A 14523-nucleotide genomic window follows, 5' to 3' on the forward strand; every position below is an offset into this window, starting at 1 on the left:
CCCCCAACCAGCCAGCTCCACTGCCGCCGGACCCGGACTGCCGGGTCCGGCGGCAGTCCTTCAGAAAGAACCCGCCATGCCGTTGGTAGCAGGAATCGACAGTTCCACGCAGTCATGCAAAGTGGTGATCCGGGATGCGCACACCGGCACGCTGATCCGCCAGGGCCGCGCCGCCCACCCCGACGGCAGCGAGATCCACCCCGACCAATGGTGGGCAGCCCTCCAGGAGGCCATCGCACAGGCTGGCGGCCTGGACGATGTAGCCGCCGTCTCAGTCGGCGGCCAGCAGCACGGCATGGTGTGCCTGGATGCCTCCGGTGCGGTGGTGCGCCCCGCGCTGCTCTGGAACGACACGCGCTCCGCGGAGGATGCGGAACAGCTCATCGCAGAGGCGGGCGACGGCGACGCCGAAGCCGGAGCCGCTTTCTGGGCGGAGGCGACGGGTACAGTTCCGGTGGCGTCCCTCACCATCACCAAACTTCGCTGGCTGGCCCGCCATGAACCGGACAGCGCGCGCCGCGTGGCGGCCGTCTGCCTGCCGCACGATTGGCTCAGCTGGCGGCTCGCCGGCCACGGCCCGGGCTCCGGTCCCGCGTCGCTGCAACAGCTTCGCACGGACAGGTCGGACGCCTCCGGAACCGGATACTTCTCCACGGCCTCGGGGACCTACCTCCCGGAACTCCTCGAAAAAATACTGGGCCACGTTCCGGTTCTCCCTGCCGTCGCCGGTTCGCTGGAGGCCGCGGGCACAACGCCGGCGGGTGCAATCATCGGCCCCGGCGCCGGCGACAACGCGGCTGCGGCCCTTGGCGTCGACGCCCGTCCGGGCGACGTGGTGGTATCGCTGGGGACATCGGGAACTGTTTTCGCCGTCTCGAAGACTCCGTCCGCCGATGCAACCGGACTCGTTGCCGGATTTGCCGACGCCACCGGCAACTTTCTCCCGCTGGCCTGCACGCTGAACGCCACCCGGATCTTCGATTCCACGGCCGCGTTGCTCGGCGTGACCCTGGCCGGGCTCAACGAACTGGCCCTCGCCGCCCCGGCAGGTTCGGGCGGCCTCACGCTCGTTCCCTATTTCGAAGGCGAGCGCACACCCAACCTGCCGCACGCCACGGGGTCCCTGCACGGCGCCACCCTGGCGAGCTACACGCGGGCCAACCTGGCCCGGGCCGCCGTCGAAGGCGTGGTCTGCTCCCTCGCGGACGGGCTGGCGGCCTTGCAGGCCCAGGGAGTCACGGCCGCGCGCATCATCCTCGTAGGAGGCGGCGCGCAGTCCGCTGCCGTGCAGCAGATTGCCGCGTCCGTCTTCGACCTTCCCGTCGTGGTGCCCGAGCCAGGTGAATACGTGGCGGACGGTGCCGCCCGGCAGGCGGCGGCCGTCCTCACGGGCCGGTGGCCGGAGTGGGACTCGTCCGGCACCGAAGTTCCAGGGACCGGCAGTGGCTCGCCGGACGTCCTCGAGCAATACCGGCGGTATGCCAGCACCTACGTCAACGGCTGAGTCCTAACTCAACGACTGAGCGCCCGGATGGTCCAGCTGGCCTCGTGGGACTCCCCCGGAGCCAGCCGGAGCACGTCGGTTCCGCTGTTGAAGGCATCAGGCGGGCAGGTCATGGGTTCAACCGCAAGCCCGAGCCGCGTGGGCCCTGACGGCTTGTCCGCAGTATGGATCTGCAGCCAGGGCCACGTCGCGTCCCATTCCAGCTCCACTCCGGTACCCGAGGGGTCGTGAACGCGCACCGCGGCAAGACCGTCCGCGTTGGGAATCAGGCCCGTGAAAGCGTGGTCGATTTGCACGGACCCGAGGACCTTTTCCGTCCGAAAATCAAAGGCATGGCCTTCCACGCCGGCCATGCCTTCCGGGAGCAGCCGGTCGGCGGAGACCTCCATGAATTCCGTAGCCGGGATCTGCACGCTCCACTCATCCAGCGGGGCCGGACCTGCGATCAGGTACGGGTGCGGGCACGCGCCGTAAGGGGCTGCTTCAACGCCAACGTTCCGGGCGCGCACCGTGCTGTGCAGCCCGTCTGCCCGCAGCTCGTAGTCAACGGACACGTCAAGGCGCCCCGGATAGCCGTCGCCCGGCTCGATGCGGGTTCCAAGCCGGACAGAAGACGCAGTGTGTTCAAGCAGTTCCCATACCGCCCCGAACACCAGCCCGTGCAGGGCAGTCCCGCGCTGCTCCTCGTTGACCACTGCCTGATAGTCCTTGCCCTCGAAGCTGTACCGGCCGCCAGCCAGGCGGTTCGGCCACGGTGCACAAATGACGCCGCGGTAGTCCGGAATTTCGCCGTCGGCAGCGAAGCCGACCACCAGGTCGCGGCCCTCATGCCGCAGCTCACGGAGGGCTCCTCCACGCGTCGTGGCGACAGCCGTGTAGGGGCCGAAACTGATCTCATGTTCGGTGCGGGTCATGGTTGTCCAATGCTGCCGGGAATATATGTGTTAGCGCTCACTATTCTAGTCCACCGGCGACTCGTCCACGGTGATCACTCGCGCGTCAGTCCTATTTCCTGGGGACCCTTGATCATGGACATGGGCTTCCTCCTCCGGATCACCTCGCGTGGTCCAAATCCAGGACTCCGCGGGAGCGGTTCGTAAGCACATGCAGGCACGCCAGTAGAGTGGCCACCATGGCCAACGAGGAACTGATCGCCGGGGTCCGCGCCGGGCTGAGGGCGGCGGCGGATCCGTTACGGGCCGTGGGAAGCCAGTCGTACATGAAATCGGACATGCCGACGCTGGGAGTCAGGGTTCCCGAGGTCCGCAAGATCACGACTGGCGCCGCCGCGCAGTGGCCCTGCCGGTCGTTCGAGGAGCTGCGCGACACTGTCCTGGAACTCTGGCGTACAGCCGTCTTCCGTGAAGAGCGTTACGCCGCCATTGACCTGACGGGTGCGAGGCCGGCCAGAGGCAGGCTGGAGATGCTTCCGGTGTACGAGGAGATCATCCGGACCGGTGCATGGTGGGATCTTGTGGACGGAGTGGCACACCGGATCTGCGATCTGCTGCAGGCACACCGTCCGGAGCTCGATCGGGTGCTCCGCTCCTGGAGCAGCGATCCTGACATGTGGGTTCGCAGGGCTGCCATCACGGCACAGCTCGGGGCAAAATCCGCCACAGATCCCGTACTGCTCGCCTCGGTCATCGAGCCCAATCTGGCCGACCGGGAGTTCTTTATCCGCAAAGCGATTGGCTGGGCCTTGCGCGAGTACGCAAAGACCGATGCCGACTGGGTCCGGCAGTTTGTGGCCCGGCACGAGACCGGGCTCAGCCCGCTCTCCCGCCGCGAGGCCCTCCGGAACCTACCGGCTAGATGACCGGGCGGGTGGTTACCGGTTCGTCGGGTTTGCTGAACAGCTGCTTGGTCTTGGGATCGAGGAAGATCAGGTACAGCGCGAACATCAGCGCGATGATGGCCGCCGCGTTGCGCGCCAAGGCCAGGGGCAGCCCCAGGTCCTCCGTCTGCAGGTACGGGAAGACTTCCAGCTGGTCGGAGATGGCGTAGACCATAAAGAAAGACACGATGAAGTAGAGGGCCTTCACCTGCCAGTCATCCCGGATGCCCGTCACGGCGAACAGCGGGATAAGCCACACGACATACCAGGACTGGATCATGGGCGCCAGCAGGACCACTGCCGCGAACCCCAAAGTGAGCCGGCGCATCAGGCGGTCGTGGTCGCCGCGGAAGATCTGCCAGGCGACAATTCCGACGGCGAGCAGCTTGCCGGCGTCGTAAACCCATTTGGCCAGGCCCCAGCCGTCCAGGCCGAAGGCGTTGGAGATGGAGGCCACCACAAGTCCCAGCAGGCCCACCGGCGCGTACCAGATCCATATGCTGCCGGGGGCGGAGAGTCCGTTCACCCAGCCGAAGCCAAAGCCGTTCACCATGCTCATCAGGTACAGGATGGCCAGGCTGATACCGGCAGTGAGCCCCCAGAAGACGAACTTCCGCGGCCAGCCGGCGTTCTTGCCGGCCCACAGGAGTCCGATGAACGGCAGGAAGACGATGGTGATCGGCTTGACGGAAATGGATAGCGTCACGAGGACCAGGCCGAAAAGAACGCGCCGGGTGGCGCAGTAGTAGAGCCCGGCCAGCGCCAGTCCGATCATGAGCGCATCGTTGTGGACACTGGCGATGAAGTTGGTGAGGAACAGCGGGTTGGCTGCCGTCAGCCACAGCGCGCGGTGCGGATTGACGCCGTGCAGCTCTGCCAGCTTGGGGACATACACGATGCACAGAACCACGCCGACCAGGGCGGCGACGCGGAACAGCATAATGCTGGCCTCAGGCTGCACGTTGGTGGACCACACCACCAGCTGTTCGATCCAGAGAAACAGCTGGCCGTAGGGAACGGGCGCTTCGGTCCACATCTTGTCGGCACCGAGCTGGAAGTAGTTTGACAGCGCCGAGATCCCGTTTTCGTAAGGGTTGAAGCCTTCCACCATCAGGCGGCCCTGCCCGATGTAGGCGTACACGTCCCTGCTGAAGAGCGGCACGGAAAACATCATGGGCAGCCCCCACAGTGCCACAGCCTGCAGCGTGGCCCTACGGGCGCCTGCACCCCAGACCCGGACCCGCTGCCCAAGGCGAAGCCAGGCGCGCACCAGGAGCATGCCGCCGACGGCCAGCAGCACGATGGAGAGCGCCACCCCTACCGCTTCCGTGCGCATCCAGATGAACAGCGGCAGGCGGCGAAGCTCGGAAACAGGCGCGAGCCAGCCCACACCCAGCGACCCGATCGCCATGAACATCGACCCGGCGAACCCCGAGAGGAGCGGCGAGAGCGCGTTGTCCACTTCCGCAGTGGCCGGCTCCGGTGACCTGCCGGCAGCCACTTTTCCCGCCGCAGGCACACGCGCCGTCATCTCAGGATCGTCCAATCTGTTGTGGGGCGTTTTTCACCCGGTGATAGCCGGGCAAACCGGCGGGGGTGGGGCCGCGGCAATGAAAAAGAGGCACCGCCACGTATCCGAAATCCTAGCATCGGACAGCTCCGTGGCAGCTGAACGGTAGGCTGGTTGGGTGCCTATTACTAACGAACGCATTGTCTGGATCGACTGCGAGATGACCGGCCTGGACATCAAGAACGACGCCCTCATCGAGGTGGCCGCCCTGGTGACGGACTCCGAACTCAACATCCTCGGTGACGGCGTCGACGTCGTCATCCGTCCGGACGACGCCGCGCTGGCCCAGATGAACGATTTCGTCCGCGACATGCATACGCGCTCCGGGCTGCTCGACGAGCTTCCCCACGGCAAGACCATGGCTGAGGCCGAAGCAGTGATCATGGAATACATCGCAAAGTGGGTTCCCGATCCCCGCAAGGCTCCGCTGGGAGGCAATTCCGTAGGCACCGACCGTGTCTTCCTCGCCCGGGACATGCCCGCGGTGGTGGAGCACCTGCACTACCGGGTGATAGACGTCAGCACCATCAAGGAACTCTCCCGCCGCTGGTTCGCCCGGGCGTACTTCCAGGCTCCGGCCAAGCACGGCGGGCACCGCGCGCTCGGGGATATCAAGGATTCCATTGATGAGCTGCGCTACTACCGGGAGGCAATCTTCGTCCCCGCCCCGGGGCCGGACAGTGCCACAGCCCAGCGGATTTCCAAGTCGGTCATGGCCTCCGCCGAGCCCCTGTCGGAACCCTCGGAAAAGTAATCTGCGCCACGTTTGAGGGAAATTTCCTCGAAACCGGCAAAAGTGGCGAAAACAGCCCCGCGGAGCAGGTAAGCTATATGACGTTGCCTTCCAAGACAGCCGGCTAGCCGGATTGTCCGCAGGGCACATGGTGGGCTTAGCTCAGTTGGCAGAGCGCCTGGTTGTGGTCCAGGAGGTCGCGGGTTCAACCCCCGTAGCTCACCCTCACAGGATGGTATTGCCGCCGTCCAGCAAGGAGGCCGCACCGGATATCCGGTGCGGCCTTTTGTGTTTCACCGCACTGCATCAAAGGAACCGCCTGACATGACCGTTCTGCCGATCACTATCTGGGGCGAGCCGGTTCTCCACCGCCGGGCCGCCGAAGTGGAAGTCTTCGACGACGAACTCCGCACCCTCATCGCCGACATGTTCGAAACGAACGACGCCGCCAACGGCGTCGGCCTGGCAGCCCCCCAGGTGGGCGTGGGCAAACGCCTCTTCGTCTACAAGTTCGCCAACGACGACGGCGTGCCCCCCGCGGGGGTCGTGGTGAACCCCGTCCTGACGCTGTCCAAGGTCTCCGGCGCACTCCCGGACCCGGACGAGGAAGTGGAGGGCTGCCTGTCGTTCCCCGGCGGCCAGTACCCGCTCAAGCGCGCGGAGTGGGCGCGGGTGCAGGGATTCGACGGGGACGGGAACCCGGTGGACTTTGAGGCGACGGAATGGTTCGCCCGGATCATCCAGCATGAGTACGACCACCTGGACGGCAAGCTCTACGTGAACCGGCTGATGGACCGCTACGCCCGGAAAGCCATGAAGCAGGCCAAACGGAGCGGCTGGGGGGTTCCCGGTTTGACGTGGATGCCCGGCGTCGACCCCGACCCGTTCGGTCACTAACCCGCAGCGCTGCTTGCTGCCCTACCGCGGCATAACAGTCTGCTGCTGCGGACATGAGTCGAGGACCCGCTTCATGGCGTCCTTCTCCGGCTGGGTCACCCACAGCCCGTAAGCAGCTTTGACGGAGATCTGGCGGGCCACGTAGTGGCACCTGAAGGTCTTGTTCTTCGGCAGCCAGCTGGCTGCATCGGAAGCGCTTTTTTCCTGGTTGGCCGGACCGTCCGCGGCCACGAGGTTGAGCGGATCGTTGGCCAGGCTTTGGCGTTGTTGCGGCGTGAGCTGCTGGGCGCCTTTCTGCCAGGCGTCCCCGAGCGCCACGACATGGTCGATCTGGACGGCCTTGCTGCTCTCCGCTCCCCGTGTGAATGTGACCACCGCGCCTGTGTACGGCTCGTGGAATTCACCGCCCGCCACCCGGCATCGGGAGCCCTCCGTGAACTGTACGCCGGCCAGGTCCCGCCGCAGGATGTCATTGCGGGTGTCGCAGCCGTTGCGGTCCACGTCCAGCCAGGCCTGGCCGAATGCCGTGCGCTCGTAACTGTCGTCGGCGGCCCGGCCCTTCACCGCGAGTGCCTCCAGCGCCTCCGCGGCACTGCCCGCGGGCACCGGCCGCACCGAAGGAACGGCTTTCATCCACGCAGTATCCAGCACGGGTGCTTCGCTCGGGCCGGTGACAGACGGCTCTGCCACGGCGAACTGGCCCGCGGTGAAAAACCAGCACGCGCCGGAAACCAGTCCCACGGACAGCACGATCAGTACAGCCCACGCCTGGCGGGAGCGGCGCCGGGCACGGCGGTATGCCGCCCAGCTGATGGTCACGGTTGCCCTGCCCGGAGAGAATTCCTACCCACCGGACGAGCCTAGGGCAGGCCACCGACAACGTGGCCGCTATCCACAGTGTGGAGGAGGGGTTACTGCTCCTTCAACACTCGTTTGAGGTCGTTGGCGGCAAGGTCGAGCAGCTCCTCAAGCTGTTTGATCCTGCTGTCGGGAATCTCTCCCGCGGCATGCGCCACTCGCGCCTGGTCCAGGAGGCGGGTGGCTTCCTTATGGTTCTTCCGCGCTACGTCGAGGGCGTGTTCGAGGGTGGTTTCATGTTCGAGAGTCGATTCGTGTTCCATGACTCCATTTTGGGTCCGTTTCCCGGCCGATGCCAGAGCATCGGCCGGGAAACATCAGACCCGGACCCGCCCGGAAACTAGACCGCGATCGCTGCCAATGCGGCGGCCGGCTCCTTGACGGGGAACGACGGCGGGTTGACGCCGGCCATTTCCTCCATCACGCGGACTACCTGGCAGCTGTAGCCGAACTCGTTGTCGTACCAGACGTAGAGGACAAGGTTCTTGTCGTTGGAGATGGTGGCCAGGCCGTCGACAATGCCCGCGCGGCGCGAGCCGACGAAGTCGGTGGAAACAACCTCGGGTGAGTCGATGTAGTCGATCTGCTTGCGCAGCTCGGAATGCAGGGACATCTGCCGCAGGTAGTCGTTGACCTCGTCCTTGGTGGTGCCGCGTTCCAGGCTTAGGTTCAGGATGGCCAGCGACACATCCGGGGTGGGAACGCGGATGGAGCTGCCGGTGAGCTTGCCCAGCAACTCGGGCAGTGCCTTGGCGACGGCTTTGGCGGCACCGGTCTCGGTGATCACCATGTTCAGCGCGGCGGAGCGTCCGCGGCGGTCGCCCTTGTGGAAGTTGTCGATCAGGTTCTGGTCGTTGGTGAAGGAGTGCACCGTCTCGACGTGTCCGTGGACTACGCCGAACTTGTCGTTGATGGCCTTCAGGACCGGAGTGATGGCGTTGGTGGTGCAGGACGCGGCCGTCACGATCTTGTCCGAGTCAAGGATGGTGCCGTGATTGATGCCGTGGACGATGTTCTTCAGCTCGCCCTTGCCCGGCGCCGTGAGCAGGACGCGGGAAACGCCCTTGCTCAGGAGGTGCTGGGACAGGCCTTCGGCGTCGCGCCAGCGTCCCGTGTTATCCACGACGAGGGCGTCCTTGATGCCGTAGGCCGTGTAGTCCACGGTTGAGGGGTTGTCCGAGTAGATGACCTGGACCTGAACGCCGTTGGCAGTGATGGTGTTGCTGTCGGTGTCCACCTTGATGGTGCCCTCGAACGATCCGTGTACGGAGTCGCGGCGCAGCAGGCTGGCGCGCTTAGCGAGGTCGTTGTCCGAGCCGCGCCGGACCACGATGGCCCGGAGACGGAGGCCGTGGCCGCCGCCGGCCTTTTCAATGAGGAGGCGCGCGAGCAGGCGGCCGATGCGGCCGAAGCCATAGAGCACGACGTCGGTGCTGGTGCGGTCGTCGCCGCCGCGCTTCCCGACGATGTCGGCGAGTTCGGCGCGCAGGAATTCATCCAGGCTTGCACCGTTGGCCTCGGTCTTGAACTTCTGGTTCAGGCGGGCAATATCGATTGCCGCAGCACCCAGGTCCAGCCCGGCGAGGGCATCCAGCAGCGGGGCCGTCTCTTCCAGGAGCAGCTCGTCCTTGCTCATCCGTCGCGCAAAGCGGTGCGCCTTCAGGATGTTCATGGTGGATTTGTTGATCAGGCTGCGGCCGTGGATGGAGGTCACCACGTTGTTCTCGCGGTACAGCCGGCCGATGACCGGGATCATGGCCTCGGCTAGCGCCTCACGGCCCATCCACGTATCAAGACAAGAATCTGACGTCTGGCTCACAGAACTACCTTCCTTGGGTCAACCACATACGTCCTCGTATGCGGATGTCGGCCACCGGGGGTATTCCGGGGCACAGGCATCGGCGGGGATTCGGTCCACCCCGGACACCTTGGAGAAGCGCAAAGAAAAACCGCCGGCTGCGAACGCAGACCCGACGGCAGAACTTCTACGTTCGCTATCCATTCTAGGGCGGCGGCGGCTTCTCCCGCGCCCGGAAAAGCGTGAAGTCACTCACACGCCGGAGCGCACTCCCTTGACATAGGATGTCCGAATGGGACTCATCATTGCACTTCTTGTCATTTGGCTCATTCTCTCCATCCTGGGCTTCGTCGTGAAAGGCCTGCTGTGGCTGGCCGTCATCGGCCTCATCCTGTTCGTCGCTACGGCGGCCTGGGGCTGGGTGAAGCGGAAGGCCAAGGCCTGAACTGAAACCCGGTCTCTACCGGCGGGGGCTGGCACCACACGGTGCCGGCCCCTTTCGTTTGCACGTACGGTTGCCGGCGCCCTGCCACGGGCCCCACGGTGGTGGTGGATGGGTTGACCGATACGCCGGGTTCTGTGTTCCCGCGCCGTTGCCGGTGCGGGAATAGCGGCCATCCATCTACGAACGCCGTTGCCGACGCCCTCCAGCGGCCTACCCGGACACTCGGGCGAGCAGCCCTCGAACGTGCCCTGTCTGGCCTTGCTCCGGGTGGGGTTTACCTAGCCTTCCCGGTCACCCGGGAAGCTGGTGGTCTCTTACACCACCGTTTCACCCTTACCTGTTCACAGCCCGTGCGGACACGGACCGCGGCAGGCGGTCTGTTCTCTGTGGCACTGGCCTGCGGGTTACCCCGAGTGGGCGTTACCCACCACCCTGCTCTGCGGAGCCCGGACGTTCCTCGAGCCACTTGCGTGACGCGCGGCCGCCTGGTCAACCCATCCGCCGTCCATTCTACGGGCAACCCCGGGCGCCCGGTTGCGCACCGGCTGCCGGGCGCTTTTTGATCCTTTGGTGGGACAATTGAACAAAACCACCCGGGCAAGAAGGAGGGGATCCGGATGGACCCCACCAATGCGTTCATCGCCATCGCCGTCGCACTGCTGCTGCTCATCCTGCTGAAAATGTCCATCCGGATCGTCCGGCAGTACGAGCAGGGCGTGCTCTTCCGGCTGGGGAGGGTCATCGGCGTCAGGATGCCGGGACTGCGGTTCATCATTCCCGTTATTGACCGCCTTCCGCTGGTCAGCCTGCGGATAGTAACCATGCCCATCCAGTCGCAGGGCATCATCACCCAGGACAACGTGAGCGTAGACATCTCGGCTGTTGCCTACTACCGGGTGGTGGACGCCGTGAAATCCGTCGTGGCTATTGAAAATGTCGCAGCGGCAATCGACCAGATCGCCCAGACCACCCTGCGGAAGGTGGTGGGCCGCCACAGCCTGGATCAGACGCTGTCCGAAACCGAGCGCATTAATGGCGATATCCGGGAAATTCTGGATCAGCTGACCCTCGCCTGGGGCGTCGAGGTGGTGCTGGTGGAGCTGAAGGACATCCAGCTTCCCGACAGCATGAAGCGCGCCATGGCCCGCCAGGCTGAGGCCGAGCGGGAGAAGCGGGCGAAGATCATCGCCGCTGAAGGTGAAGCCATCGCGGCTGCCGCCCTCGGTGACGCTTCGGACACCATGATGGCCCACCCGCTAGCCCTGCAGCTGCGGAATTTGCAGTCCCTGGTGGAAATCGCCGTGGACAAGAACTCCACGGTCGTGTTCCCTGCGCCGCTGATGAGCACCATCGGTGAACTATCCGCATTCCTCGCCCGCGAGAACCAGGCGGCCACGGCTGCGGCCAAACCGCCGGTCAAGGCGGCCTGAGCCTGCCCTGGTATCCGGAGCATCCGCGTCTATTATCGGCGTATGGATCTACCGACGCTCGGACGCCGGCGGTTGCTGGAACTCGGAGCCGGGGGCGTGACCGCCGCCGTGCTGGCCGCCTGCGCGCCGGTCACCGAGGGCCCCGAGGTTGCAACCGCGGAAGTGCACAGCGGATCCTTCACGTCGAAGTTCCGCCCGGGCACCGGCACAAACTGGTCCGTGGCCGTTCCGGACCGCGGCGCGGGCAGCGATCAGCGGCCGTTGCCCGTTGCCCTGTTCCTGCACGGGACGGGCGCTGACCATCGTATGGTTTTCGACGATCTCCGGGCAGCCCGGGTCCTGGCACAGCACGTGGCCCGCGGCGGGACCCCATTCGCCATCGCGGCCGTGGACGGCGGCGAAAGCTGGTGGCACCGCCGTGCCACAGGCACCGACACCCAGGCCATGGTGGTGGAGGAATTCATCCCCCTGCTTGCCGGCCAAGGCCTCGACACCGGCAGACTCGCCGTGTTTGGGCTGTCCATGGGCGGCTTCGGCGCGCTGCTCCTCGCCTCACAGCACCGCATCCCCGGACTCCGCGCCGTCGCAGCGATGAGCCCGGCAGTCTGGAGCCAGCACGACGCCGGACGCATGGACAACTTTGACAGCGCCGGCGACTTCGCGGCCAACGATATCTTTGCGCTGAGGCCGGAACTGGAAACAGTGCCCAAACGAATCGACTGCGGCACCTCGGACAACCTGCTGTACAGCGTTAAGGACTATGTGAGCGGCCTGCCGGGGGAACACGAGGGGGGATACCAGGACGGCGGCCACGACAGCGGCTACTGGCGCTCCATACTCCCGGATGTCTTTTCGTTCCTGGGCCGGAACTTGGCCTGAGGCCGGCGCAGCACACCGCCGATCCGTGCCGCCGGTAAGATCGTACGGTGCTGATTCTGCTCCCCCCGTCCGAAGGCAAGACCCCCGCTGTCCATGGTGACTCCGTCGACTGGACGGCCCTGAGCTTCCCAGGACTGAACACCTACCGCGCGAAGGTTCTCGAGGCATTGGGAAACGTCAGTGCCCACCAGGACGCCCTCGCGTTGCTGGGTGTCGGCGCTTCGCTGAGGGCCGACGTCGAACGCAACACCCGGCTCCATACCGAACCGGCGGCCCCCGCGCACCAGGTCTATTCCGGCGTCCTGTACGACGCCCTGGGCTACCGGTCGATGACGGCGGCGCAGCGCCGCAAGGCCGATGAATCGGTAGTGGTCATCTCCGCGCTCTGGGGCGCCATCCGCTTCGCTGACCGGGTCCCCGCCTACCGGCTGTCGATGGCAACGTCACTGCCCGACGTCGGCCGCCTCGCCTCGTTTTGGAAGCCCCAGATTTCGGAGGCCCTTGCGGCCGAGACCGAAGGAGAGCTCCTGGTGGACTGCCGCTCCAGCACCTATTCCGCCGCCTGGGCTCCCCCGCCGGCGCAAACGGTCGCCGTCAACGTCTTCACCGAAACCAACGGCGTGCGCAAAGTGGTCAGCCACTTCGCCAAGCACACCCGCGGCGAGCTGGCCCGGCACCTGCTGACACGCCGGGGTGCCGCTCCCGGGACCCCGGCCCAGCTGCTCAAAGCGGCCCGCGAAGAGTGGGAAGCCGAACTGGTGGACGGTACTCCGCGCAGGGCACACGCACTGAACATCGTCCTGCCGGCTTAGGCCCATTCAGCCGAGCGCACCAGGATGCAGCCGGAGTCGGGGCAAAATACGATGTCGTCCTCGGCGGCTGCCTTGATTTCGGCCAGGTCACCGGGGCTGAGCTGCATGCCCGAGCCCTCGGACTTTCCATGGAAGAGCCGGGCCGCACCCACTCCGCGCTTGGCCAGCGTCTTTTCGTAGATTCCCAGCAGGCCGGCATCAAGGCCGGCGGCGAACTCTGCACGTTTGGCACCCACCTCCGCGGCCTCGGCGGCAATCTCTGCCAGGGCCGCGTCCAGCTCCGCGCGGATCCCGCCAAAGGAGCCCTGAACATCGTCCACGATCCGCTGCTGGGCCGACTGACGTTCACGGAGCCCCTCCAGGCGTTCCATGACCTCCAGTTCCACATCTTCGAGGGCCGACCGCCGTTTGTTGAGCGAAGCAATGTCGCTTTGCAGGGCAACAAGGTCCTTGGACAGGCCGGTTCCGCTGTTCAGACGCGCTTCGTCCCGCTCGATCCGGGAGGCCACCTGCTCGACGTCCGTTTCGGCGCGCTTGAGCTCGGCCTCGGCGTCGTGGACGGCCACTTTCGCGGCTCCGAGCTCGCCGTTGGCAACGGACAGCGCCGCTTGCAGGTCGCTGATCCGGGGGTCGCTTTCGATGGTCCGGCGGCGGTTGGACAGCGATTTGAGCCTGGCGTCGAGTCCTTGCAGTTCGAGCAATTTCAACTGTTCCGCCGGTGCTGCCTTGGCCACTATTACCTCCGCTTGTTCCTACCGGCCGCAGCCGGGCACCGGACCCGGCGCAGTTTAGACTCTAGTCCCCGCCCGGAGTCAGAATGAAGTCCCACGGATCGCTGTTGGTGGTGCTGACCCGGATGTCGACGTCGTGGCCCTGGTCGCTGAGGACGTTGCCCAATGCTTCGGCCGCCGCCGGCAGCCACAGCCACTCGCTGGCGAAGTGGGAAACGTCGATGAGGTAGGGCCGGTCATTCAGGGCATTCTCACGGGCCTCCGACGCCGGGTGGTGTCGGAGGTCCGCCGTTACGAAAAGGTCGGCGTTGCTCGCCCTGACCTCGCTGAACAGGGAGTCCCCCGCTCCGCCGCACACGGCGACGCGCCGCACCAGTCCGTCCTTGTCTCCGGATACCCTGACGCCGCCGGCCACCGAGGGCAGGATGCCGAAGACGCGGGCGGCGAAGTCCCCCAGCGTCATGACGTCTTCAAGGTCGCCCACGCGGCCGATGCCTTCTTCCGGCAGGCCGTTCGGCGCGGGCGTGAGCGGCACTACATCGTGGAGCCCAAGGGCGTCCGCCAAGACATCGGAGACGCCCCCGACGGCGGAATCACCGTTGGTGTGGACGGTCAGGAGACCGGTCCCGGACTCGATGAGGCGATGGACCGCCTTGCCCTTCGCAGTCGTTGCCGCAACGGAGGTGACTCCCTTGAGCAGTAGCGGATGGTGCGTGATCAGGAGTTCCGCGCCCCACTCAATGGCTTCCTCGATGACTTCAAGGGTGGGATCCACCGCAAACATGATCCTGCTGACCTCTGCCGACGGATGGCCGGCAACCAGGCCCACCTCGTCCCATTCCTCGGCCAGGGACTCCGGCCAGAGCTCTTCCACTGCCAGCAGGACCTCGCCGAGCGTGGGTACAGCGGATGTTTCGGCGGCCCCGGCGGACTCGGCACCGGCGGGATCAGCAGTATTTCGCGCGTCTTCTGCAACGTCGGTGTTCACAGGTTCCATACCCTCATTTTTACCCTATCCGCCGGCTTCGC

15 protein-coding genes, 1 tRNA gene and 1 other RNA gene are annotated in these 14523 nt (G+C 65.8%); 9 read left to right on the forward strand and 8 right to left on the reverse strand.

Going from position 1 to position 14523, the window contains the following annotated elements:
• The first annotated feature begins 76 nt into the window (after positions 1 to 76).
• The gene (xylB, locus tag ARTH_RS12315; protein WP_011692273.1) at positions 77 to 1504 is read left to right on the forward strand and encodes a xylulokinase; all 1428 of its coding nucleotides are present in this window, start codon (positions 77 to 79) and stop codon (positions 1502 to 1504) included.
• Between the two features lie 8 nt (positions 1505 to 1512).
• Here xylB and ARTH_RS12320 read toward each other — a convergent pair whose 3' ends face one another.
• Positions 1513 to 2418: an aldose 1-epimerase family protein gene (locus ARTH_RS12320; protein WP_011692274.1), complete on the reverse strand. Its 906-nt coding sequence runs from the start codon at positions 2416 to 2418 to the stop codon at positions 1513 to 1515.
• Positions 2419 to 2636: 218 nt separating this feature from the next.
• On the opposite strand from ARTH_RS12320, the gene ARTH_RS12325 reads away from it, so the two are divergent.
• Positions 2637 to 3323, forward strand: a complete 687-nt coding sequence (locus ARTH_RS12325; RefSeq protein WP_011692275.1) for a DNA alkylation repair protein — start codon at positions 2637 to 2639, stop codon at positions 3321 to 3323.
• On the opposite strand, the gene mptB is transcribed toward ARTH_RS12325, so the two are convergent.
• A complete protein-coding gene (gene mptB, locus ARTH_RS12330; protein ID WP_011692276.1) occupies positions 3316 to 4872 on the reverse strand; it encodes a polyprenol phosphomannose-dependent alpha 1,6 mannosyltransferase MptB in 1557 nt (518 codons plus the stop codon). The two genes, ARTH_RS12325 and mptB, sit on opposite strands and share 8 nt — an antisense overlap.
• Positions 4873 to 5029: 157 nt before the next feature.
• Between mptB and orn the strand changes: the two genes are divergently transcribed.
• The 3 genes from orn (at position 5030) to def (ending at position 6541) form a co-directional block, all read left to right on the forward strand.
• Positions 5030 to 5665, forward strand: coding sequence for an oligoribonuclease (gene orn, locus ARTH_RS12335; RefSeq protein WP_011692277.1), 636 nt, complete (start codon positions 5030 to 5032; stop codon positions 5663 to 5665).
• Positions 5666 to 5795: 130 nt separating this feature from the next.
• Positions 5796 to 5868 (forward strand) — tRNA-His (locus ARTH_RS12340).
• 100 nt (positions 5869 to 5968) lie between these two features.
• Positions 5969 to 6541, forward strand: coding sequence for a peptide deformylase (gene def, locus ARTH_RS12345; protein ID WP_011692278.1), 573 nt, complete (start codon positions 5969 to 5971; stop codon positions 6539 to 6541).
• 21 nt (positions 6542 to 6562) lie between these two features.
• Here def and ARTH_RS12350 read toward each other — a convergent pair whose 3' ends face one another.
• The 3 genes from ARTH_RS12350 to ARTH_RS12360 form a co-directional block, all read right to left on the reverse strand.
• Positions 6563 to 7360 (reverse strand): HNH endonuclease family protein, encoded by a 798-nt coding sequence (locus ARTH_RS12350; protein WP_011692279.1) that lies wholly within the window; start codon positions 7358 to 7360, stop codon positions 6563 to 6565.
• Positions 7361 to 7452: 92 nt separating this feature from the next.
• Positions 7453 to 7662 (reverse strand): hypothetical protein, encoded by a 210-nt coding sequence (locus ARTH_RS12355; protein WP_043429841.1) that lies wholly within the window; start codon positions 7660 to 7662, stop codon positions 7453 to 7455.
• Positions 7663 to 7739: 77 nt separating this feature from the next.
• Complete coding sequence (locus ARTH_RS12360) at positions 7740 to 9218, reverse strand: glyceraldehyde-3-phosphate dehydrogenase (RefSeq protein WP_011692280.1); 1479 nt, start codon at positions 9216 to 9218, stop codon at positions 7740 to 7742.
• Positions 9219 to 9489: 271 nt separating this feature from the next.
• Between ARTH_RS12360 and ARTH_RS24100 the strand changes: the two genes are divergently transcribed.
• On the forward strand, positions 9490 to 9642 hold the full coding sequence (locus tag ARTH_RS24100; protein WP_011692281.1) for a hypothetical protein: 153 nt from the start codon (positions 9490 to 9492) through the stop codon (positions 9640 to 9642).
• Between the two features lie 105 nt (positions 9643 to 9747).
• Here the strand turns inward: ARTH_RS24100 and rnpB are convergent.
• Positions 9748 to 10139: RNase P RNA component class A (gene rnpB / locus ARTH_RS23265), an RNA gene on the reverse strand.
• 120 nt (positions 10140 to 10259) lie between these two features.
• On the opposite strand from rnpB, the gene ARTH_RS12370 reads away from it, so the two are divergent.
• The 3 genes from ARTH_RS12370 to ARTH_RS12380 are packed head-to-tail and all read left to right on the forward strand — an operon-like array spanning position 10260 to position 12763.
• Positions 10260 to 11072, forward strand: coding sequence for an SPFH domain-containing protein (locus tag ARTH_RS12370; RefSeq protein WP_011692282.1), 813 nt, complete (start codon positions 10260 to 10262; stop codon positions 11070 to 11072).
• Positions 11073 to 11114: 42 nt separating this feature from the next.
• A complete protein-coding gene (locus ARTH_RS12375) occupies positions 11115 to 11951 on the forward strand; it encodes an alpha/beta hydrolase (protein ID WP_011692283.1) in 837 nt (278 codons plus the stop codon).
• Positions 11952 to 11998: 47 nt separating this feature from the next.
• The gene (locus tag ARTH_RS12380; protein WP_011692284.1) at positions 11999 to 12763 is read left to right on the forward strand and encodes a YaaA family protein; all 765 of its coding nucleotides are present in this window, start codon (positions 11999 to 12001) and stop codon (positions 12761 to 12763) included.
• Here ARTH_RS12380 and ARTH_RS12385 read toward each other — a convergent pair.
• Both ARTH_RS12385 and ARTH_RS12390 read right to left on the reverse strand, forming a co-directional pair.
• The gene (locus ARTH_RS12385; RefSeq protein WP_011692285.1) at positions 12760 to 13497 is read right to left on the reverse strand and encodes a zinc ribbon domain-containing protein; all 738 of its coding nucleotides are present in this window, start codon (positions 13495 to 13497) and stop codon (positions 12760 to 12762) included. The two genes, ARTH_RS12380 and ARTH_RS12385, sit on opposite strands and share 4 nt — an antisense overlap.
• Before the next feature lie 61 nt (positions 13498 to 13558).
• Positions 13559 to 14491 (reverse strand): Nif3-like dinuclear metal center hexameric protein, encoded by a 933-nt coding sequence (locus ARTH_RS12390; protein ID WP_011692286.1) that lies wholly within the window; start codon positions 14489 to 14491, stop codon positions 13559 to 13561.
• Positions 14492 to 14523: the final 32 nt, after the last annotated feature.

It is taken from the genome of Arthrobacter sp. FB24, assembly GCF_000196235.1.
Classification (GTDB): Bacteria; Actinomycetota; Actinomycetes; order Actinomycetales; family Micrococcaceae; genus Arthrobacter.